The organism is Paraburkholderia phosphatilytica, from assembly GCF_003443895.1.
Lineage (GTDB): Bacteria > Pseudomonadota > Gammaproteobacteria > Burkholderiales > Burkholderiaceae > Paraburkholderia > Paraburkholderia phosphatilytica.
The window spans coordinates 1-20,157 of sequence record NZ_QQOA01000009.1; the positions used below are offsets into that span (position 1 = coordinate 1).

The following is a 20,157-nucleotide window of genomic DNA, read 5'->3' on the forward strand; positions in this document are numbered from 1 at the left end:
GTTCGTGAAGAACGACGACGGCAGCGAACGTCTGCAGATCAACGCGCAGAACTGCGTGCACTGCAAGACCTGCGACATCAAGGACCCGACGCAGAATATCGTGTGGGTCACGCCGGAAGGTGGTGGTGGGCCGAACTATCCGAATATGTGATGCAACGACGGCTGTTCGCCGTTAGCACGGTACACGCCGATTGAATAAAAAAAGCCCGCAATTTGCGGGCTTTTTTTCAATGTCGCCTGGCGTGCTGTCGCTCAGGGCGCTTTCGCGGCGATCTTCGGCGTACTGACGAGCACGTCGCCGTTCTGCGCGCGATGACGCAGCGCGTGATCGATCAGCACGAGCGCGAGCATCGCTTCGGCGATCGGCGTCGCGCGGATGCCGACGCACGGATCGTGACGCCCAAACGTTTCGACCACCGTGGGCTGCCCGTTCTTGTCGATCGAGCGGCGCGCCGTGCGGATGCTCGAAGTCGGCTTGATCGCAATCGATACGGTGATGTCCTGCCCCGTCGAGATGCCGCCGAGCACGCCGCCCGCGTGATTGCCGACGAAGCCCTTGGGCGTCAGCTCGTCACCGTGCACAGAGCCGCGCTGCGCGACGCTCGCGAAGCCCGCGCCGATCTCGACGCCCTTCACCGCGTTGATGCCCATCATCGCGTGCGCGATATCGGCATCGAGCCGGTCGAAGAGCGGCTCGCCGAGACCCACCGGAATACCCGAAGCCACCACGCCGATCCGCGCGCCGATCGAATCGCCGTCCTTGCGCAGCGCGTCCATGTACGCCTCGAGCTGCGGCACGATGTCCGCGTTCGGCACGAAGAACGGATTCTCGTGCACGTGCGACCAGTCGACGAACGGCACGTCGATCTCGCCGAGCGCGCTCATGTAGCCGCGCACTTCGGCGCCGAAATGCTCGCGCAGCCACTTCTTCGCGACCGCGCCCGCCGCGACCGTCGGCGCGGTCAGCCGGGCCGACGAGCGGCCGCCGCCGCGGTAATCGCGAATGCCGTACTTGTGCCAGTAGGTGTAGTCGGCATGGCCTGGACGGAAGGTGTCCATGATGTTGCCGTAGTCCTTGCTGCGCTGGTCCGTGTTGCGGATCAGGAGCGCGATCGGCGCGCCGGTCGTCACGCCTTCGAACACTCCCGACAGGATCTCGACCTGGTCCGCCTCCTGGCGCTGCGTCACATGGCGCGACGTGCCGGGCCTGCGGCGGTCGAGCTCGAGCTGGATGTCGGCTTCGGAGAGCGCCATACCCGGCGGGCAGCCGTCGATCACGCAGCCGATGGCCGGGCCGTGCGATTCGCCGAAAGTCGTGACTGTGAAAAGCGTACCGAGGGTATTGCCGGACATGAGCGTCGTCCAAAGAAAGGCAGGAAGACCGCTATTATGCCAGCCCGCTCAGGCACTGCAGGCGGTGCGGCGCGCCGCCTTGCATCGACATTACTTCCGCGCGCCGCGCAGTTCCTGCACGATCGCCTGCAGCCGCTCGGGCGTCACATCGGCGGGCGCAAGCGGTTCGCCGACCGCGAGCGTCAGGCGGCTCGTCACGCCGCGCCGTAACGGCCGCGGAAAACGCGCATCGGTATGGCGCGAGAACACGCTGCCCCACAGTCCGCGCAGCGCCGCCGGCACGACCGGCACCGGCGTGCGCTGCAGGATCTCTGTCACGCCGTGGCGAAACGGATTCATGTCGCCGGTGCGGGTGATCTTGCCCTCCGGAAAAATGCAGACGATCTCGCCGTCGCGCAGCGCGTCGGCGCAGCGGTCGTACGCCTGCTTCAGCAGCGCCGCGTCTTCGTGCGCCGGCGCGATCGGAATCGCCTTCGCATGCCGGAACAGCCAGCCGACGAACGGCGTGCGGAAAATGCGATGGTCCATTACGAAGCGGAGCGGCCGCGGGCTCTCTGCCATCACAACGATCGCATCGACGAAGCTCACGTGATTGCAGACCAGCACCGCCGCGCCCTCTTCCGGAATGCGTTCCGCGTGCACGAGGCGGATCCGGTAGACCGTGTGCACGAGAATCCACGCGATGAAGCGCAGCAGAAACTCCGGCACGAGCGAATAGATGTACACCGCGACGACGATGTTGAGCAGCGCCGTGGTCAGGAACAGCCCCGGAATGCCGACGCCCGCGGCGGTCAGCGCCATCGCCATCAGCGAGGACACGATCATGAACAGCGAGTTGAGGATGTTGTTCGCCGCGATGATGCGCGCGCGATGGCTCGGCTGGCTGCGGCTCTGGATCAGCGCATAGAGCGGCACGCTGTAGAAGCCGCCGAACATCGCGAGCAGGAACAGGTCCGCGAGCACGCGCCAGTGCGCCGGCCGCGCGAGGAATTCGCCGACGGCGAGCAGATGCGCTTCGACCGGCAGCCGGTGGCTCGCGAAGAACAGATCGATCGCGAACACGCTCATGCCGATCGAGCCGAGCGGCACGAGGCCGACTTCGATGCGCCGCTTCGACAGCCGCTCGCACAGGATCGAACCGAGCCCGATGCCGATCGAGAAGGTGGCGAGCAGCACCGTGACGACGTCCGGATTCGCCGACAGCACGTCCTTCGCGAAGTTGAAGAACGACGCGAGGAAAGTCGCGCCGACAAACCACAGCCACGAAATGCCGAGCAGGCTCAGAAACACCGTGCGGTTTTCGCGCGCGAGCTTCAGGTTGCGCCAGGTCTCGGTGAACGGATTCCAGTTGATCGCGAGATCCGGCTGCGACGGGGTGGAAGGCGGCACGAACGCGGACGCGCCGCGCCCGATGAGCGCGATGCACACGCACGCCACCGCCAGCACGATCGCGCCATGCTCGACGAAGCCCGCGGCCGCCCCGCCGAGAATCGTGCCGATCAGGATCGCGACGAACGTGCCCATCTCGACGAGCCCATTGCCGCCCACCAGTTCCTCTTTCGCGAGATGCTGCGGCAGATACGCGTATTTGACGGGGCCGAACAGCGTGGAATGCACGCCCATAAGGAACGTGCACGCGTACAGCAGCGGCGCCGAGTGCAGCACGAAACCCGAACCGCCGATCAGCATCACCACGATCTCGAAGGTCTTCACGAAGCGCGTGAGCATCGCCTTGTCGTACTTGTCGGCGATCTGGCCGGAAGTGGCCGACAGCAGCACGAACGGCAGGATGAAGATCGCGGAGATCAGGAACGCGGCCGTCTTCGGATCGACGCCGGAAAAGCGCGATGCCTGATAGGTGACGAGCGACGTGAAGCCGATCTTGAAAACGTTGTCGTTCATCGCGCCGAGGAACTGCGTCCAGAAGAACGGCGCGAAGCGGCGCTCGCGCAGCAGCTCGAACTGCGAATGGCCGTGGGCGGCATCGCGCCCGGCACGGCGCGGCGTGGAAAGCGGCTGGTCACTCATGCGGTGGCTCGGTCCAGTGGTCTCGAAGGTATTGGCCGCGGTCATACGCGACGTGCGCCGCGGCTCCGGTTCTTGTCCGGCGGCGGCCCTGGGCGATCGCGGCGCCTGGACCGTTTTCGGCTGGGGCTGATTGTGCTTGCTTTTCAAACGTGCCGCTGCGGAATTTTTTTACGTATTGCCGCAGTGGATGGCAAGTCGCGGCCGGCGCTACCGGGGTGGCCTGTGCTGTCGCGCGTGGCGCGGCGCCGGGCGCAAATCTGCCCGTGACCGACGCGCGAACGAAAGGGCGAAGAAATGTGAATTTTCGGCGACAGCTCGCGACGCGCTGTCAGCACGCTGCCGATGCTCATGCCGAATGGTGAACGGCCAGGTAAGAACCCTGAGCCGGCGCCCGCGACTCATCGCGGGCGCGCGTCACGTCGTGACGAATGGAAGAACCGCGCGTGGCACCCGGCCACGCAATCGCTCAATGCCCCGATTGCTGCTGCGGTTCCTGCTCTTCCGGCCAGTCGCGGATATACGCCTTCAGCATGCGGTTTTCGAAGCCCTGCTCTTCCACAACGGCCTTCGCGACGTCGTAGAACGAGATCACGCCCATCAGCGTGCGGCTTTCCAGCACCGGCAAATAACGCACGTGATGCTCGAGCATCATCCGGCGCACCTCGTTCACGTCGGTTTCCGGCGTGCAGGTGAGCGGATGGTCGTCCATGATCTTGCGGATCGTCGAGGTGCCGACGCTGCCGCCGTTGCGGCTCAGCGTGAGGATGATCTCGCGGAACGTGAGCATGCCGACGAGATCGCCGTACTCCATCACCACCAGCGAGCCGATGTCGTGCTCGGCCATCGCGTCGACAGCTTCGGTCAACGCCGTATCGGGCGTCACGGTGAACAGGGTGTTGCCCTTGACCTTCAGAATGTCGCTGACTCGCATAGTTGTCTCCTGGGGACCCAGGTCAGCGCCTTCGCGCGTGCTCTGGTCCGATGCAAAATTGTTGCCGGGATGCTGGATGAAAAGCTCTATCTATTTTCGATGCTAGCGGAAAGGCCCATAAAAGGAAAGCGCGCGGCGGACGCGTCGGAGGCCCGCCGCACAGGGCTTCGCGGCAAAAAAAGCGGGCTGGCTCCGTGACGCCGATGTTACGATGGCCCCCACTTCGACCCTTCGCGGGGCTCGCGGCTCCGCTGTGACGATGTCCATCCAACGTTTCGACACGCTCGCGCTGCACGCCGGCGCCGCGCCCGATCCCGCCACCGGCGCGCGCGCCACGCCGATCTACCAGACCACCTCGTTCTCGTTCCGCGATGCCGACCACGCCGCCGCGCTCTTCAACATGGAGCGCGCGGGCCACGTGTACTCGCGCATCTCGAACCCGACCGTCGCGGTGTTCGAGGAACGCGTCGCCGCGCTCGAAAACGGCGCCGGCGCGATCGGCACGGCGAGCGGCCAGGCCGCGCTGCACCTGGCCATTGCCACGCTGATGGGCGCGGGCTCGCATATCGTCGCGTCGAGCGCGCTCTACGGCGGCTCGCACAACCTGCTGCATTTCACGCTGCGCCGCTTCGGCATCGAGACGACCTTCGTCAAACCCGGCGACCACGACGCGTGGCGCACCGCGCTGCGGCCCAACACGCGCCTGCTGTTCGGCGAAACCCTCGGCAACCCGGGGCTCGACGTGCTGGATATCGCCGCGGTCGCGCAGATCGCGCACGATCACCGCGTGCCGCTGCTCGTCGATTCGACCTTCACGACGCCGTGGCTCCTGAAGCCGTTCGAGCATGGCGCGGACTTCGTCTACCACTCCGCGACGAAATTCCTCGGCGGCCACGGCACGACGATCGGCGGCGTGCTGGTGGACGGCGGCACGTTCGATTTCGCCGCGTCCGGGCGCTTCCCCGAGTTCACCGAGCCGTACGACGGCTTTCACGGCATGGTGTTCGCCGAGGAGAGCACGGTCGCGCCGTTCCTCTTGCGCGCGCGCCGCGAAGGGCTGCGCGACTTCGGCGCGTGCCTGCATCCGCAGGCTGCGTGGCAGCTGCTGCAGGGCATCGAGACGCTGCCGCTCAGAATGGAGCGCCACGTCGCGAATACGCGCAAGGTGGTCGCGTTTCTGGCCGCGCATCCGTCGGTCGAATCCGTCGCATATCCGGAACTCGACTCGCATCCCGACCACGCGCTCGCGAAGCGTCTGCTGCCGCGTGGCGCGGGCGCCGTGTTCAGCTTCAACCTGCGTGGCGACCGCGCCGCGGGCCGGCGTTTCATCGAGTCGCTGCAGGTGTTCTCGCACCTCGCGAACGTCGGCGATGCACGCTCGCTCGTGATCCATCCCGCATCGACCACGCATTTCCGCATGGACTCGGCCGCGCTCGCCGCGGCAGGCATCGCGGAAGGCACGATCCGGCTGTCGATCGGGCTCGAAGACACGGACGACCTGATCGACGACCTCAAACGCGCGCTGAAGGCCGCGACGCGAGGCCAGCCATGATCGTCACCGTCAACGGCCGCGCCGCGTACGCGTACACCGGCGGCAAACCCTTCGATCCCGCGTTGCCGACCGCCGTGTTCCTGCACGGCGCCGAGCACGACCACAGCGTCTGGGCGCTGCAGACGCGCTATTTCGCGCACCACGGCTTCAGCGTGCTCGCCGTCGACCTGCCTGGCCACCACCGCAGTGCGGGGCCCGCGCTGACGAGCATCGGCGCGCTCGCCGACTGGCTCGCCGCGCTGCTCGACACAGCCGGCGTGCAGCAGGCGTTCGTCGCGGGACACAGCATGGGTTCGCTGATCGCGCTGGAGTTCGCCGCGCGCTACCCGGCGCGCGCCACCGCACTGGCGCTGCTCGCGACGGCCGCGCCGATGGCGGTGGCGCAGGCGCTGCTCGACGCCGCCCGCGAGCGCGAGCCCGATGCGATCGGCATGGTCAACGAGTGGTCGCATTCGACTTACGCCGCGAAGCCATCGTGCCCCGGCCCCGGTTTCTGGCTGCACGGCCTGAACCAGCGGCTGATGGAGCGCGTCTCGGCCACCGGCGAGCCACAGCTGTTCCACACCGACTTCGCCGCCTGCAACGCGTACACCGACGCGCTCGTGCGTGCGGCCGCCGTGCGCTGTCCGGTCCGGCTGCTGGTCGGAAAACGCGACGTGATGACGCCGCCGCGCGCCGCCCGTGCGCTGGCGGACGCGTTCGCGGCAGCCGGCGTGCAAGCCGATACGGTCACGCTCGACGCCGGGCATGCGTTGATGTCGGAGCAGCCCGACGCGACGCTCGATGCGCTATTCGCTTTCGCTCAACGCACGCTCGTCCAGCGATGAAGGACGAACGAAAGCCACCGGGTTGCACCGCCCCCACAATCGCAGCAGAATGAATCGACGGACGCGCACAACGCGCCCCTCAGCCCGATTGCAGGGAGATGAACATGGCACATACAGCTCAACGTGATCACTTCGCGAGCTTCGCGGAGTTCTATCCGTTCTACCTCGAAGAGCATCGCAACCTGACGTCGCGGCGTCTGCATTTCATCGGTTCGCTGGGCGTGATCGGCTGCGTCGCGATGGCCATCGCAATGGCCGACTGGTGGTGGCTGCCGCTCGCGGTGATCTGCGGTTACGGCTTCGCGTGGGTCGGTCACTTCTTCTTCGAGAAGAACCGCCCGGCCACGTTTCGCCATCCGGTGTACAGCCTGATGGGCGACTGGGTGATGTTCAGCGACATCTGCCGCGGCAGGGTCTCGATCTGAACGCTTCGGCGGCTATCTAACCCGCCGCGTGCGGCAGCGCTTCGCCGTCGGGCGCGTCATTGCGGGCAGTGACGGTGCGGCGCGCCCGCGCCGCCAGCAAGGCCGCGAGCGACACGGTCATCTTGCCGTTGTCGAGCGCGCCGAGCAGCGTCGGACCGTCGATGCGCGCCGACTCCAGCTTCAGCTGATATTCGAGCTCCGAACGATCGATCACGAAGATGTCGAAGAGCCGCTCGACCGTCACCTGCTCCGGATTCGCGAGCAGGATGAAACGCGTGACGCCGCTTACGTCATCTTCCAGACGCGACACCCATTCGAGGTCTTCGAGCGGCTGCAAGAGCCGTATCACCGTATCGATGTCGCGGCGCAGCATGCGCCCCAGTTCGTGCGTGGTGTGCCCCTTGCCGCCCGCATCGCGCATGCTCGCGAGACGCGCGAGCAGCCCGAGCGCATCGAGCAGATCGCTGCCGGGAAACTGCGGCCGGTGAAACTGCCCGGTGCGGATGGCCGGCAGCGCCGACGACACCATCGCGCCCGCCAGCGTGATGAACCAGCTCAGGTACATCCAGAGCAGGAACATCGGCAGCGTCGCGAACGCGCCGTAGACAGCCGTGTAAGTGGGAATGCGCTTGATGTAGAAGCCGAAGCCGCGCTTCGCGAGTTCGAACGCGATCGCCGCGCCCACCCCGCCCACCACCGCGTCGCGCCATTCGACCCGGCAGTTCGGCAGGAACACGTACAGCATCGTGAACGCGAGCGCGGTGAGCGGCAGCGCCGCGCCCGTCAGCGCCCAGTCGATCAGCGGCGTGATGTGCTGCGCGGCGCTGTACGCCATCGATCGTGTAAACACGTACGACGAGATCGAAAGACTCACGCCGATCAGGATCGGCCCGAGCGTGAGGATCGCCCAGTACACCAGCACGCGCTGCGCGAACGGCCGCGGCTTGCGCACGCGCCAGATCACGTTGAACGCGGATTCGACCGTCATCATCGTCATCACCGACGTGACGAACAGCACGATCATGCCCATCGTCGTCAGGCCTTTAGCCTTCGACGCGAACTGGTTCAGCCAGTGGAAGATCTGATCGTTGATCTGCATCGGCATCAGATGGTCGGCAAGGAACGACTGCAGCGACATCTGGAACTTCGCGAAGATCGGAAACGCGGTGAAGAGCGCGAACGCGACGGTGGCGAGCGGCACGAGCGACAACATGGTTGTGAACGTGAGGCTGCCGGCCACCTGCGGAATGCGGTCTTCGCTGCTGCGTTGCGCGGCGAACTGCGCGAGACGTTTCAGCGCATCGAGATCGAAACGCATCCTGGACAACGAACCACCTCCTTGCTACATCGAACGCCCGCTGGCGCCAGGCCCGCGACATCGCGCCGACAGCCCGCCACAGGCAACCGCTCACTATAATACTCGTTCAATTTCGAACGCCTATGAACGACATCCTGGTCCTCTACTACAGCCGGCACGGCGCCACGCGCGAGCTCGCGCTGGCCATCGCGCAGGGCATCGACAGCATTGCCGGCATGCAGGCGCGGGTGCGTACCGTGCCGCCCGTCTCCACGGTCTGCGAAGCGACGCAATCCGATATTCCGGCCGACGGGCCGCCTTACGCGGAGCTGCGCGACCTCGAAGAATGCGCGGGCCTCGCGCTCGGCTCGCCCACCCGTTTCGGCAACATGGCCGCGTCGCTCAAATACTTCCTCGACGGCACGACGCCGCAGTGGCTGTCCGGCGCGCTCGCGGGCAAACCGGCCTGCGTGTTCACGTCGACGGGCAGCCTGCACGGCGGCCAGGAATCGACGCTGCTGTCGATGATGCTGCCGCTCCTGCATCACGGCATGCTGATGCTCGGCATCCCGTACACCGAGAGCGTGCTCACCACCACGCTCACCGGCGGCACGCCGTATGGCGCGTCGCACTACGCGCGCGCCGACAGCGCCGCGCAAGGCATCTCCGCGGACGAGAAAACGCTCGCCGTCGCGCTGGGCGCGCGGCTTGCGCGCACCGCCGCGCAACTGGGCAGCGCGCGATGACGGCATCGCGCGTCGACAACAATGAAGGCGGTCAGGCCGCCGCCGGATCGGAACCCGGCGCGCAGCAAAGCGCGCCGAACAGCCTTCGAAGCGCCCCGCGCGGCCTTGTCACGCAGCTCGCCACGCTCGCGCTCGCCGCGCTGATCGTGCTGTGCATCGCGTGGGAATGGCGGCTCGCGCCGCTGCGGCCCGGCGGCTCGCTGCTGGTGCTGAAGGCGGTGCCGCTCGTGCTCGCGTTGCCGGGCGTCGCGCGGCGCCGGCTGTACACGCTGCAATGGGCGTCGATGCTCGTGCTGCTGTACTTCATGGAAGGCATCGTGCGCGGCATGTCGGACCGCGGGCTCAGCGCGTCGCTGGGTTGGAGCGAAGTCGCGGTATCCGTGGTGTTTTTCGTCGCGGCGCTGGTCGCGGTCGCGCCATTCAAGCGCGCGGCGCGCGCCGCGAAACGCGCTGCCGGCGAACGCAGCGACGCGTGAACGTCGCGCTGCAAGCGACACGCAGCGCGGGTATCGTAGTCGGCATCACGTGCATCACGAGCTTTGCGTGCTTGACGAAAGCGCCCCACCATCATGAGCAACCCGATGACCACCTCCACCACCGAACGCTCTTCCGCCTTCGTCGCTGCGTGCGCGAACGCGATCGGCGCGAATCACGTGCTCACGGCTGAGCACGACACTGCCGCCTATCTGACCGACTGGCGCCGCCGCTACAGCGGCGCCGCGTGCGCGGTGCTATGTCCGGCCACCACCGAGGAAGTGGCCGCGCTCGTGAAGCTCGCGATCGAACATCGGATCGAACTCGTGCCGCAAGGCGGCAACACCGGCCTCGCGGGCGGCGCCACGCCGGACACGAGCGGCGCACAGGCGGTGATCAGCCTGCGCCGCATGAACCGCGTGCGCGAGATCGATCCGCACAACAACACGATCACGGTGGAAGCCGGCGTGGTGCTCGCCGACGTGCAGGCCCACGCGGACGAAGCCGGCCGCCTGTTCCCGCTGAGCCTCGCGGCCGAAGGCAGCTGCACGATCGGCGGCAATCTGTCGACCAACGCGGGCGGCACCGGCGTGCTGCGCTACGGCAACACGCGCGAACTGTGTCTCGGCCTCGAGGTCGTCACGCCGCAAGGCGAGATCTGGCACGGCCTGCGCGGACTGCGCAAGGACAACACCGGCTACGACCTGCGCGACCTCTTCATCGGTGCGGAAGGCACGCTCGGCATCATCACGGCCGCGGTGATGAAGCTGCACCCGCAACCGGCCGCGCGCGTGACGGCGCTCGCCGCGCTCGCGTCGCCGCACGCGGCGCTCGATTTCCTCGCGCTCGCGCAACGTCACGCCGCCGCGGCGCTGACCGGCTTCGAGCTGATGTCGGACTTCTGCATGCGGCTCGTCGGCCGGCACTTTCCGCAGCTGCGCTATCCGTTCGCGGACGTGCACGCACAGACCGTGCTGCTCGAACTGTCCGACAGCGAGAGCGAAGCGCACGCGCGCCAGGTGTTCGAACGGATGATGGAAGAAGCGCTGGAGAGCGGGCTCGTCGAAGATGCGGTGGTCGCGGAAAATCTCGCGCAGTCGCAGGCGTTCTGGGATCTGCGCGAACACATTCCGCTCGCACAGGCGGAGGAAGGCCTCAACATCAAGCACGACATCGGCGTGCCGATCTCGCGCATCGGCGACTTCATCGACGTGACCGACCGGCTGGTGGCCGAAGCCGCGCCCGGCGCGCGAATGGTGACCTTCGGGCACCTCGGCGACGGCAACCTGCACTACAACGTGCAGGCGCCCGAAGGCGAGGACGCGAAGCAGTTCCTGAAGGAATACCAGGCGCGCATCAACCGCATCGTCTACGACAGCGTGCACCAGCACCACGGCACGATCAGCGCCGAGCACGGCGTGGGCCAATTGAAGATCGACGACGTGGAGCGCTACAAGGAAGGTGTCGAAGTACGTCTGATGCATGCGGTCAAGCAGGCGCTCGATCCGCTCAACCTGATGAATCCGGGCAAGGTGGTGCGGCAGGCACAACCGGAGTCGCCGACGTGAAGATCCGCGTGCTGTCCGATCTGCATCTCGAGCATGACGAGCCGGACATCGTGCCGCACGCGGCAGCCGATCTCGTCGTGCTCGCCGGCGACATCCACAACCACGCGGCCGGCCTGCGCTGGGCCGCGGAAACGTTCGACGCACAGGTGCCGGTGGTCTACGTGCCCGGCAATCACGAGTACTACGACGGCGAATTCGGCGCACTGGAGGCAGCGATGCACGATGCAGCCGCGAGCGTCGACAACGTGCATTACCTGAACAACACGGCGCTCGTCGATCCGGACGGCGCGTGGCGCGTGCTCGGTACCGCGCTGTGGACGGATTTCGACCTGTTCGGCGCGAGCGACGAAGCGCGCGCCGAAGCGATCGCCGCGGGCGAGCGCGTGATGCTCGATTTCCGTGGCGTAATCCAGGTGACCTGGCCGCACGACGCTGCGCTCGCGGCGGCCGCCGACATGCCCGACGCCCCACGCAATTTCACCGCCGCCGATGCGATCGCGCTGCATCGTCATGCGCGCGCGTGGCTCGAAGCGGAACTCGCGAAGCCGTTCGCCGGCACGACGATCGTCGTCACGCACCATGCGCCGCACCGCTTCAGCCTCGCGCCGCAATACGCGGAGGACAAGGCATCGGCGGGCTTCGTCAGCGATCTGGATGCGCTGGTGCGCGCGCCGGTCGCGCTATGGATCCACGGCCACACGCACACGTCGTTCGACTATGCGGTGAACGGCACGCGCGTGGTGTGCAATCCGCGTGGGTACAAGGACCGGCGCACCGGCGTGATGGAGAACCCGTCGTTCGCGTGGGACAGGCTCGTGGAAGTGTGAACCTCAACCGCGCTCGCCAGGTTCGCGGGCGCGCACCGGAACGGGTTGCGGCTGCTGCTGGCGGACGAACCGCAGCAGGTCGCGCGATGCGGCAATGCCGATCAGTCCGAACATCACGGCGATGCCGATCATCAGATGCGTATCCATGGAATTCCTCTCGTTTCCGTTCCGTCGATTTGCTAACTGCGTGCTAACTGCGTCTGAGTCATACGTTAACAAATCGTCCTTGCCCGAGCGGTAAGCAAGTGTTGCGACGCAACGCCATTCTGTAACAGAGCCTCGCAATTTCCAGAGCGCCGCGACAGAGCCCCCGAGTTCACTTTCTCGCGTACTGCCGCACTTCGTGCTGGTCGGCCGAGAGCGTTGCGGGCAGGGTTTCGCGCAGGTATTCGACCCACGTGCGGATTTTCGCGTCGAGATACTGGCGCGACGGATACAACGCGAAGATGCTCATCTCCTGCGACATATATTCCGGCAGCACCCACACCAGTTCGCCGCTCTTCAGACCGCTGATCGCCGAGTAGATCGGAATCAGGCCGATACCCATGCCCTCGCGCACCGCCACCGCGAGCGCTTCCGCGACGTTCACCTGAAAAGTGGCCGCGCCGAGTTCGCAGGTATCCTGACCGTTCGGGCCATCGAACGTCCACACGTCCGCCGGGAATACCGGCGTGACCATCTGCAGGCAGGTGTGCTGCTTCAGGTCGGCCGGAGTTTTCGGCACACCGCGCTGCTCCAGGTACGCGGGCGACGCGCACGCGATGCTGAACGCGCTGCCGATGCGCTGCGACACGAGCCCCGAATCCGACAGCTGCACCGCGAGCACCAGCGCGACATCGTAGCCCTCGTCGAGCAGGTCCGGCGTGCGATGCGCGAGCGTCAGCTCGACGCTCACGTCCGGATAACGCTGCTGGTATCCGCCGACGGCCGGCACCACGTAGTGCTGGCCGAAGCTCGTCATCGCGTGCACGCGCAGGCGGCCGGACGGCCGCGCGTGCGCGTCGCTCGCCTCGGCTTCGGCCTGGTCGACGTACGCGAGGATCTGCTCGCAGCGCTGCAGATAGCGCTCGCCGGCCTCGGTCAGCGCGATACGGCGCGTGGTGCGGTTGAGCAGCCGCGTGCGCAGATGCGCCTCGAGATCGGACACGGCGCGCGACGCATAGGCGGTCGTCGTATTCAGGTGCTGCGCCGCGCCCGTGAAGCTGCCCGCTTCGACCACGCGCACGAATACGCGCATGTTTTGCAGGGTATCCATGTTTGATCCTTCTGAAGACCACCCGATTGTTACACGGATTGCAAGATCGATTAGTTCAGAAGGCGTAAGAATCCCTTGCATTCTTACCGGTTATTCGAAAATCCCCCGAAAAATATAATTGGCTCCACCACTTCCATCGCCATTTGAGGAGCAATCGTGCAGCCGTCGGGGGCAAAACGGACCGTCATCGCAGCCGTCTTTACGATCTCATTGATAATCGCGGGCTGCGCCAGCACCGGCGGCGTCGCGCCGCAGACGGACGGCGGCACGAACCCGGCGACGCTCGACGCGGGCGCCGCAATCCGCGCGGCCGATCTCGACGCGCAATGGCCCGCGAGCGACTGGTGGCACGCGTACGGCGATCCGCAGCTCGACGCGTGGGTCGCCGCCGCGCTCGCGAACAGTCCGACGCTCGCGATCGCGCAGGCGCGCGTGCGCAGCGCGCAGTCGCTTGCCGGTGTGGCGCAGGCCGACCTCGCGCCGCAGCTGAAAGGCGATCTGTCGATCGAGCGTCAGCACTGGCCCGACAACATCTACTACGGCCCGGGCTCGCTCGCGAACTCGAACACGTGGGACAACACCGGCGCGCTGAGCCTCTCGTATCACCTCGACCTGTGGGGTCGCGACCGCAACGCGGCGGAGCGCGCGCTCGACGCCGCGCATGCGAGCGCCGCCGATGCGCGCGCCGCGCAGCTCGAACTCGAGACCAACGTGGTGCGCGCGTACATCCGGCTGTCGATGAACTACGCGCTGCTCGACATCGCGGAGTCGACGCTCGACCAGCAGCGCCAGATCCTCGCGCTCGCCGAACACCGGCTCAAAGGCGGCCTCGGCACGCAGCTCGAAGTGAGCCAGGCCGACACGCCGATCCCCGAATACGAACGCCAGGTGGAAGCGCTGCAGGAAGCGATCGCGCTCGGCCAGAACCAGCTCGCGGCGCTCGCGGGCAAGGGTCCTGGCGCGGGCGACGCGATGACGCGGCCGCAGCTGTCGCTCGCCGCGCAGGCGAGCCTGCCGTCCACGCTGCCCGCCGATCTGCTCGGCCATCGCCCGGACGTGGTCGCGGCGCGCTGGACGGTGGCCGCACAGGCGCGCGGCATCGACGTCGCGAAGGCGAACTTCTATCCGAACATCGACCTGCTCGCGTCGCTCGGCGGTTTCGCCGCGGCTGGCCCGCTGTTCCAGTTCCTGCATGCGTCGAACGGCGGCTGGACCGCGGGCCCGGCGGCGTCGCTGCCGATCTTCGACGGCGGCCGGTTGCGCGCGCAACTGGGCGCGGCGTCGGCGGGCTACGACGTCGCCGTCGGGCAGTACGACCAGACCATCGTCAACGCGCTTCACCAGGTATCCGATGACATCGTGAAGCTGCGCTCGCTGTCCACCCAGACAACCGACGCCGAACGCTCGGTGACCGCGGCACGGCGCAACTATCAGCTCGCGACGGAAGGCTACAAGCGCGGCCTCACCGATTACCTGAACGTGCTCACCGCGCAGTCGCAGTTGCTGAAGTCGCAGGAAGGCGTCGCGAAGATCCAGGCGGAAAAACTCGCGGTGCACGCGCAGCTCGTCGAGGCGCTGGGCGGCGGTCTCGCCGAACCGTCCGACGGCCCGGCCGATGCCGATACGCTGCCCGCGCATGGCCAGCACGGCAAGGCCGCGGCGGGTACACATAGCGCATCGGCTGTCGCCGCCGCGAGCGTGCATACCGCTGCCGCCACGGCGCAGCAGTAACCGGCGGCCACGATGAGCACTCCAACCTCACGCGCCACGCCGACGTCCCTCTGGCTCGCCGTCCTCGCCGACTGGGCCCGCACCGACGGCCTCACGTGGATCTACATGGCGAAGGCGCTGCTCGCCGCGTTCCTCGCGCTCGGCATTGCGATGAAGCTCGAACTGCCGCAGCCGCGCACCGCGATGACGACCGTGTTCATCGTGATGCAGCCGCAAAGCGGCATGGTGTTCGCGAAGAGCTTCTACCGGATCTGCGGCACGCTCGTCGGGCTCGTCGTGATGATGGTGCTGATCGCGCTGTTTGCGCAGCAGCCCGAACTATTCATCGTCGCGACCGCGCTGTGGGTCGGCATCTGCACCGCGGGCGCCGCGCGCAACCGCAACTTCCGCTCGTACGGTTTCGTGCTCGCGGGCTACACCGCCGCGCTGATCGGCATCCCCGCGTCGCAGCACCCGGATGCCGCGTGGCTGTCGGCGCTGACGCGGGTCGCCGAAGTGACGCTCGGCATCGTGTGTTCGGGCGCGGTCAGCGCGCTCGTGTTTCCGCGGCACGCCGGCCAGCAGATGCGCACCACGGTACGCGCGCGCTTCAGCGGGTTCGTCGACTACGTGAGCGCGTCGCTGTCGGGCCGCGTCGACCGCGCGGGGATCGAGGCGACCAACGCGCGCTTCGTCGCCGATATCGTCGGCTTCGAGGCAGCGCGTAGCGCAGCGCTCTTCGAGGGACCCGAAACGCGCCGCCGCAAAGGGCGTCTCGCGCGGCTGAACGGCGAATTCATGACCGCGTCGACGCGCTTTCACGCGCTGCATCAGCTGATGAACCGGCTGCACGCAGCGGGCGCGAGCGCCGCCATCGCCGCGCTCGAACCGTATTTTCACGAACTGTCGCCGCTCCTGAGCAAATCCGGCGAACCGGTGCTCACGGCCGCCGATGCGGTGACCGTGGCCGCGCAGCTCGACACGTGGAAGACCGAACTACCGCGCCGCATCCGCGCAACGCGCGCCGCGCTTGAGGCCGATCCGGCCGATCCGGCCGCGCCGCTGCTCGACTTCGATACCGGCGCCGAGCTGCTGTACCGCTTCGTCGACGACATGCATGCGTACGCCGCCACCTACGCGTCGCTCGCGGTGGATACGCACGAACGCGAACGCTGGATCGAGCGCTACCAGCCGAAGACGAACGCGATCGCGGCTGGCGTGGCCGGCCTGCGCGCGACGATCGTGATGATCGTGCTCGGCGCATTCTGGATCGCCACCGCATGGCCGAGCGGCACGACGCTGACGCTGGACGCGGCGGCCGTCTGCGCACTCGCGTCGTCGTCGCCGAATCCGACGCGCACCGCGTTCCAGATGGCGGGCGGCACGCTGCTCGCAACCCTCACCGGCATGATCGTGACGTTCGGCGTGTATCCGCACATCGACGGCTTCGCGCTGCTGTGCGTCGTGCTCGCGCCAGCGCTGCTGCTCGGCATCTGGATGACGACGCGGCCGGCGCTCACGGGCTACGGCGTCGGCTACTGCATCTTCTTCTGCTTCCTCGCCGGTCCGGACAACTTCATGCTGTACAACCCGACGAGCTTCATGAACGACGCGCTCGCGCTCGTGCTGTCGATGCTGGTGTCGTCGATCGCGTTCGCGGTGCTGCTGCCGCCCGCCACGCCGTGGCTGCGCGAGCGGCTCCTCACCGACCTGCGTCGTCAGGTGGTGCTCGCATGCAAGGGGCGCCTGGGCGGCAAGCTGCTCAGCCTGCGCACGCGTTTCGAAAGCGGCGCGCGCGACATGATGTTCCAGATCGACGCGCTCTCCGCCGATGCGCCGGCCCTGAAGCGCGATACGTTGCGCTGGCTGTTCGCGGTGCTGGAAACCGGCAACGCGCTGATCGATCTGCGTGGCGAGCTCGCGTCGCTGCCGAACGACCCGCGCTATGCGAAGCACGCACCGTGGCGAACACAGCTGCGCGCGATGCGCGATGCACTCGCCGCGCTGTTCGATACGCCCGACGCCGCACGCCTGAACGACGCGTTGCAGGCCACCCGCGATGCGATCGACGCCGCGCAAGCCCTGCTCGCGTCGCTGCTGACAAACAGCACAGCGCAGGGAACCGACGCGCGATCGCGCGACGAACGCCACCGCGTGCAACGCATCCTGAGCCATCTGCATTTCATCCGCACCGCGCTGCTCGATCCGCAGTCGCCGCTCGGCGCGCTCGCCGCGCGCGGTACATCCGAAGGAGTCGTCCATGCCTCGTGAGATCGCCGTCTTCGATGCGTACGTGCCCGCGATCGTGCTGCTGTTCATCGCCGGCGCGCTGCTGACCTGGGTGCTCGATCGCGTCGTCGCGATGACGGGCCTGTATCGCGTCGTCTGGCATCCGTCGCTGTTCCGCGCGAGCCTGCTCGTCTGTGTCTGCGGCGCACTGAGCCTCGCCGCCTATCACTAAAACTCGCGTTGAGATTTCCGAATCATGACCATCATCCGAAATACCGTAGGTTTCGTCGCGACGCTCGTCGTGTTCGTCGTGGCCGTGCTGATCGGCCGCGCGCTGTGGGTCCATTACATGGACGACCCCTGGACGCGCGACGGCCGCGTGCGTGCCGAAGTCGTCAATATCGCGCCGGACGTGTCGGGCTCGGTCGTCGATCTGCCGGTGCACGACAACCAGCTCGTGAAGAAGGGCGACCTGCTGATGCAGATCGATCCGTCGCACTACCAGATCGCCGTCGAGCAGGCCGAAGCCGCAGTGGCCGCACGCAAGGCCGAACTGCAGATGCGCCGCGACGATGCCGCGCGCCGCGCCGACATGGACAGCCTCGTCGTGTCGAAGGAAAGCCGCGATAACGCGTCGCATTCGGCTACCGCTGCCGAGGCGCAGTACCAGCAGGCGTTTGCCGCGCTCGACGCGGCAAAGCTCAATCTCGAACGCACGCGCGTCGTCGCGCCCACCGACGGTTACGTGACGAACCTGAACGTGTTCCGCGGCGACTACGCGACAGCCGGCACGCCGAAGATGGCGGTGATCGACAGCCACTCGTTCTGGGTCTACGGCTATTTCGAGGAAACCAAGCTGCCGCACGTGCAGGTCGGCGACAAGGCCGAGATCCGGCTGATGAGCGGCGGCGTGCTGAAGGGCCACGTGGAGAGCATTTCGCGCGGCATCTACGACCGCGACAATCCGCAGTCGCGCGAACTGCTCGCCGACGTGAATCCAACCTTCAACTGGGTGCGTCTCGCGCAGCGCGTGCCTGTGCGCATCGATATCGACTCGGTGCCGAACGACGTGACGCTGTCCGCGGGCACCACGTGTACCGTAGTCGTGCAGCCGGAAACGAAAAGAGCGGCGCAGGCCGCCAGCCGGCCCGCGCCGCTCAGGGGATGAGCGGTAGTCGCGGCTTCGCGCGCACGCGAAGCCGCACGCGTCAGTGCAGCACGAACTTGCCGACCATGCGCTTCAGCGACTTCGCCTGATCGTCGAGCGAACGCGCCGCCGCAGTGGCCTGTTCGACGAGCGCGGCGTTCTGCTGCGTGCCCGCGTCCATCTGCGCGACCGCGTGATTGATTTCCTCGATGCCCGCGCTCTGCTCGGTCGACGCAGCCGAGATTTCGCCCATGATGTCGGTCACGCGCTTCACGGCCTTCACGACTTCTTCCATCGTCTTGCCGGCTTCTTCGGCCAGCAGCGAGCCGTTGCCCACGCGCTCCACCGACGTGCTGATCAGCGACTTGATTTCCTTCGCCGCCGCCGCGCTGCGTTGCGCGAGGCTGCGCACTTCGCCCGCGACCACCGCGAAGCCGCGGCCGTTCTCGCCCGCGCGCGCCGCTTCCACAGCCGCGTTCAGCGCGAGGATGTTGGTCTGGAATGCGATGCCTTCGATCACGCCGATGATGTCGCCGATGCTCTTCGCGCTCGCGTTGATCTCCGACATCGTCGACACCACGCGGCCCACCACCGAACCGCCCTTCTCCGCGATCTCCGACGCGTTGTCCGCGAGCGTGCTCGCCTGCTTCGCGTTGTCCGCATTCTGGCGCACGGTCGAGGTCAGCTCTTCCATGCTCGTCGCGGTGCGTTCGAGCGCCATCGCCTGCTGCTCGGTGCGCTGCGACAGGTCCAGGTTGCCCATCGAGATTTCACCGGACGCGAGCGCGATCGCATCGGCGCTCGCCGCGATGTCGCCGACCGTGCCCGACAGATCGCTCTGCATGTCGCGCAGCGCGACCAGCATGCTCGAACGGTCGCTGCGGCCGAGCTTGATCTGGCCCGACAGGTCGCCCGACGCAATGCGGCTCGCGATCTCCTTCGCGTAGCCAGGCTCGCCGCCGAGCTGCGCGGTCAGGCGTCGCACCACGACCTCGCTGATCACGAACGCGAGCACGATCAGCGCGACGGTCATCACGGCGATCATTACGAACGACGAGTGGTAGATGAACGCGGACTGCTCGATCGTCGCCTTCGACGCGACGCCGCGCTGCTGCACGAGCGTATCGATGGTCTTCTCGAGCTTGCCGGTTTCGACCAGCAGCGACACGTCCTGCATGCCGACCTGCCAGTTCATCTGCGACAGATCGAGCGACTGCGCCTGCACGAGCTTGACGAAGTCGCGCAGATGGCCGGCCCACGTGTTGATGTCGGCGCTGAACTTCTTTTCCTGCGCGACGGCGGGCGCATCCGACGGATCGATGTACTGCGCGAGCGTCTTCATCTGCGTCGACAGCAGCGTGAGATTCGTTTCGATGTCGTTGCCGAGGTCGGTGCGCTCTTTCGCGGTGGTCGCGGTGAGCAGCATCTTCTGCGCGCGGCTCGCGCGCAGCATCGCGGCGCGCGCGTCTTCCGCCGCGAGACTCGCGACGTGGCCCTGATCGTAGATGGACTGCGTCGAGCCGTTCAGACGGCTGATCTGCGTCAGCGAAAACACGCCGATCGCGAACGTGCCGACCAGCAGCAGCGCGAACGCGAGCCGCAGCATCGTCTTCACGGACATGCCTTTGAGATGGATCGCGGGCTTTTTCTTCGACGGCACGCCGCCGCCCGACTGCTCATCGTCCGGCGCGAATGCCGCGCGCGAACGCCTCCCCAATACAACCGCTGCTTTCATGTGGTTTCCCCGCTTGTCGTTCCGCCGAAAAGGTCAGTTCCGGCGCTCCTGCC

Annotated in this window: 19 protein-coding genes; 12 read left to right on the forward strand and 7 right to left on the reverse strand. The window is 67.0% G+C overall.

The genetic code is table 11. The annotated features are described in order from the left end of the window. Positions 1–151, forward strand: a 151-nt coding sequence (locus tag DVS29_RS11465) for a 4Fe-4S dicluster domain-containing protein (RefSeq protein WP_164707895.1), incomplete at its 5' end; no start/stop codon positions are given. 101 nt (positions 152–252) lie between these two features. Here DVS29_RS11465 and aroC read toward each other — a convergent pair. The 3 genes from aroC to DVS29_RS11480 form a co-directional block, all read right to left on the reverse strand. Then, positions 253–1,353, reverse strand: a complete 1,101-nt coding sequence (gene aroC / locus DVS29_RS11470; RefSeq protein WP_118180592.1) for a chorismate synthase — start codon at positions 1,351–1,353, stop codon at positions 253–255. A 90-nt stretch (positions 1,354–1,443) separates the two neighbouring features. Then, positions 1,444–3,381 carry an MFS transporter gene (locus tag DVS29_RS11475; RefSeq protein WP_118180593.1) on the reverse strand — a complete coding sequence of 646 codons (1,938 nt, stop codon included), beginning with the start codon at positions 3,379–3,381 and terminating at the stop codon, positions 1,444–1,446. A gap of 466 nt (positions 3,382–3,847) precedes the next feature. Further along, positions 3,848–4,312 (reverse strand): CBS domain-containing protein, encoded by a 465-nt coding sequence (locus DVS29_RS11480; RefSeq protein WP_118180594.1) that lies wholly within the window; start codon positions 4,310–4,312, stop codon positions 3,848–3,850. A gap of 259 nt (positions 4,313–4,571) precedes the next feature. Between DVS29_RS11480 and DVS29_RS11485 the strand changes: the two genes are divergently transcribed. From DVS29_RS11485 to DVS29_RS11495, 3 genes are all read left to right on the forward strand, one after another. Continuing rightward, the gene (locus DVS29_RS11485) at positions 4,572–5,864 is read left to right on the forward strand and encodes an O-acetylhomoserine aminocarboxypropyltransferase (RefSeq protein WP_118180782.1); all 1,293 of its coding nucleotides are present in this window, start codon (positions 4,572–4,574) and stop codon (positions 5,862–5,864) included. Continuing rightward, the gene (locus tag DVS29_RS11490; RefSeq protein WP_118180595.1) at positions 5,861–6,691 is read left to right on the forward strand and encodes an alpha/beta fold hydrolase; all 831 of its coding nucleotides are present in this window, start codon (positions 5,861–5,863) and stop codon (positions 6,689–6,691) included. The genes DVS29_RS11485 and DVS29_RS11490 overlap by 4 nt, the downstream gene beginning before the upstream one ends. A gap of 104 nt (positions 6,692–6,795) precedes the next feature. Continuing rightward, the gene (locus tag DVS29_RS11495) at positions 6,796–7,116 is read left to right on the forward strand and encodes an Mpo1-like protein (RefSeq protein WP_118180783.1); all 321 of its coding nucleotides are present in this window, start codon (positions 6,796–6,798) and stop codon (positions 7,114–7,116) included. A gap of 16 nt (positions 7,117–7,132) precedes the next feature. Here DVS29_RS11495 and DVS29_RS11500 read toward each other — a convergent pair whose 3' ends face one another. Further along, positions 7,133–8,434 (reverse strand): YihY family inner membrane protein, encoded by a 1,302-nt coding sequence (locus DVS29_RS11500; RefSeq protein WP_205962438.1) that lies wholly within the window; start codon positions 8,432–8,434, stop codon positions 7,133–7,135. A gap of 122 nt (positions 8,435–8,556) precedes the next feature. Between DVS29_RS11500 and wrbA the strand changes: the two genes are divergently transcribed. The 4 genes from wrbA (at position 8,557) to DVS29_RS11520 (ending at position 12,028) form a co-directional block, all read left to right on the forward strand. Continuing rightward, positions 8,557–9,159: an NAD(P)H:quinone oxidoreductase gene (wrbA, locus tag DVS29_RS11505; protein WP_118180597.1), complete on the forward strand. Its 603-nt coding sequence runs from the start codon at positions 8,557–8,559 to the stop codon at positions 9,157–9,159. Then, entirely contained in the window at positions 9,156–9,635 is a 480-nt protein-coding gene (locus tag DVS29_RS11510) for a DUF2069 domain-containing protein (protein WP_118180598.1), read from the forward strand. Before wrbA ends, DVS29_RS11510 begins: the two co-directional genes overlap by 4 nt. Before the next feature lie 105 nt (positions 9,636–9,740). Further along, entirely contained in the window at positions 9,741–11,201 is a 1,461-nt protein-coding gene (locus DVS29_RS11515; RefSeq protein ID WP_118180784.1) for an FAD-binding oxidoreductase, read from the forward strand. Next, entirely contained in the window at positions 11,198–12,028 is an 831-nt protein-coding gene (locus DVS29_RS11520) for a metallophosphoesterase (protein ID WP_118180599.1), read from the forward strand. The genes DVS29_RS11515 and DVS29_RS11520 overlap by 4 nt, the downstream gene beginning before the upstream one ends. Before the next feature lie 3 nt (positions 12,029–12,031). Here DVS29_RS11520 and DVS29_RS37280 read toward each other — a convergent pair whose 3' ends face one another. Beyond that, positions 12,032–12,175 (reverse strand): hypothetical protein, encoded by a 144-nt coding sequence (locus DVS29_RS37280; protein WP_164707896.1) that lies wholly within the window; start codon positions 12,173–12,175, stop codon positions 12,032–12,034. A 169-nt stretch (positions 12,176–12,344) separates the two neighbouring features. Next, a complete protein-coding gene (locus DVS29_RS11525; protein WP_118180600.1) occupies positions 12,345–13,283 on the reverse strand; it encodes a LysR family transcriptional regulator in 939 nt (312 codons plus the stop codon). A 156-nt stretch (positions 13,284–13,439) separates the two neighbouring features. Between DVS29_RS11525 and DVS29_RS11530 the strand changes: the two genes are divergently transcribed. Genes DVS29_RS11530 through DVS29_RS11545 form a run of 4 tightly spaced genes read left to right on the forward strand, consistent with a single transcriptional unit; the run spans position 13,440 to position 18,390 of the window. Further along, on the forward strand, positions 13,440–15,014 hold the full coding sequence (locus DVS29_RS11530; protein WP_118180601.1) for an efflux transporter outer membrane subunit: 1,575 nt from the start codon (positions 13,440–13,442) through the stop codon (positions 15,012–15,014). 12 nt (positions 15,015–15,026) lie between these two features. Continuing rightward, a complete protein-coding gene (locus tag DVS29_RS11535; RefSeq protein WP_118180602.1) occupies positions 15,027–17,264 on the forward strand; it encodes an FUSC family protein in 2,238 nt (745 codons plus the stop codon). Continuing rightward, a complete protein-coding gene (locus DVS29_RS11540; RefSeq protein ID WP_118180603.1) occupies positions 17,254–17,454 on the forward strand; it encodes a DUF1656 domain-containing protein in 201 nt (66 codons plus the stop codon). The genes DVS29_RS11535 and DVS29_RS11540 overlap by 11 nt, the downstream gene beginning before the upstream one ends. Positions 17,455–17,478: 24 nt before the next feature. Continuing rightward, positions 17,479–18,390 (forward strand): efflux RND transporter periplasmic adaptor subunit, encoded by a 912-nt coding sequence (locus tag DVS29_RS11545; RefSeq protein ID WP_118180604.1) that lies wholly within the window; start codon positions 17,479–17,481, stop codon positions 18,388–18,390. A gap of 40 nt (positions 18,391–18,430) precedes the next feature. On the opposite strand, the gene DVS29_RS11550 is transcribed toward DVS29_RS11545, so the two are convergent. Continuing rightward, positions 18,431–20,104: a methyl-accepting chemotaxis protein gene (locus DVS29_RS11550; RefSeq protein ID WP_118180605.1), complete on the reverse strand. Its 1,674-nt coding sequence runs from the start codon at positions 20,102–20,104 to the stop codon at positions 18,431–18,433. Positions 20,105–20,157 lie beyond the last annotated feature (53 nt).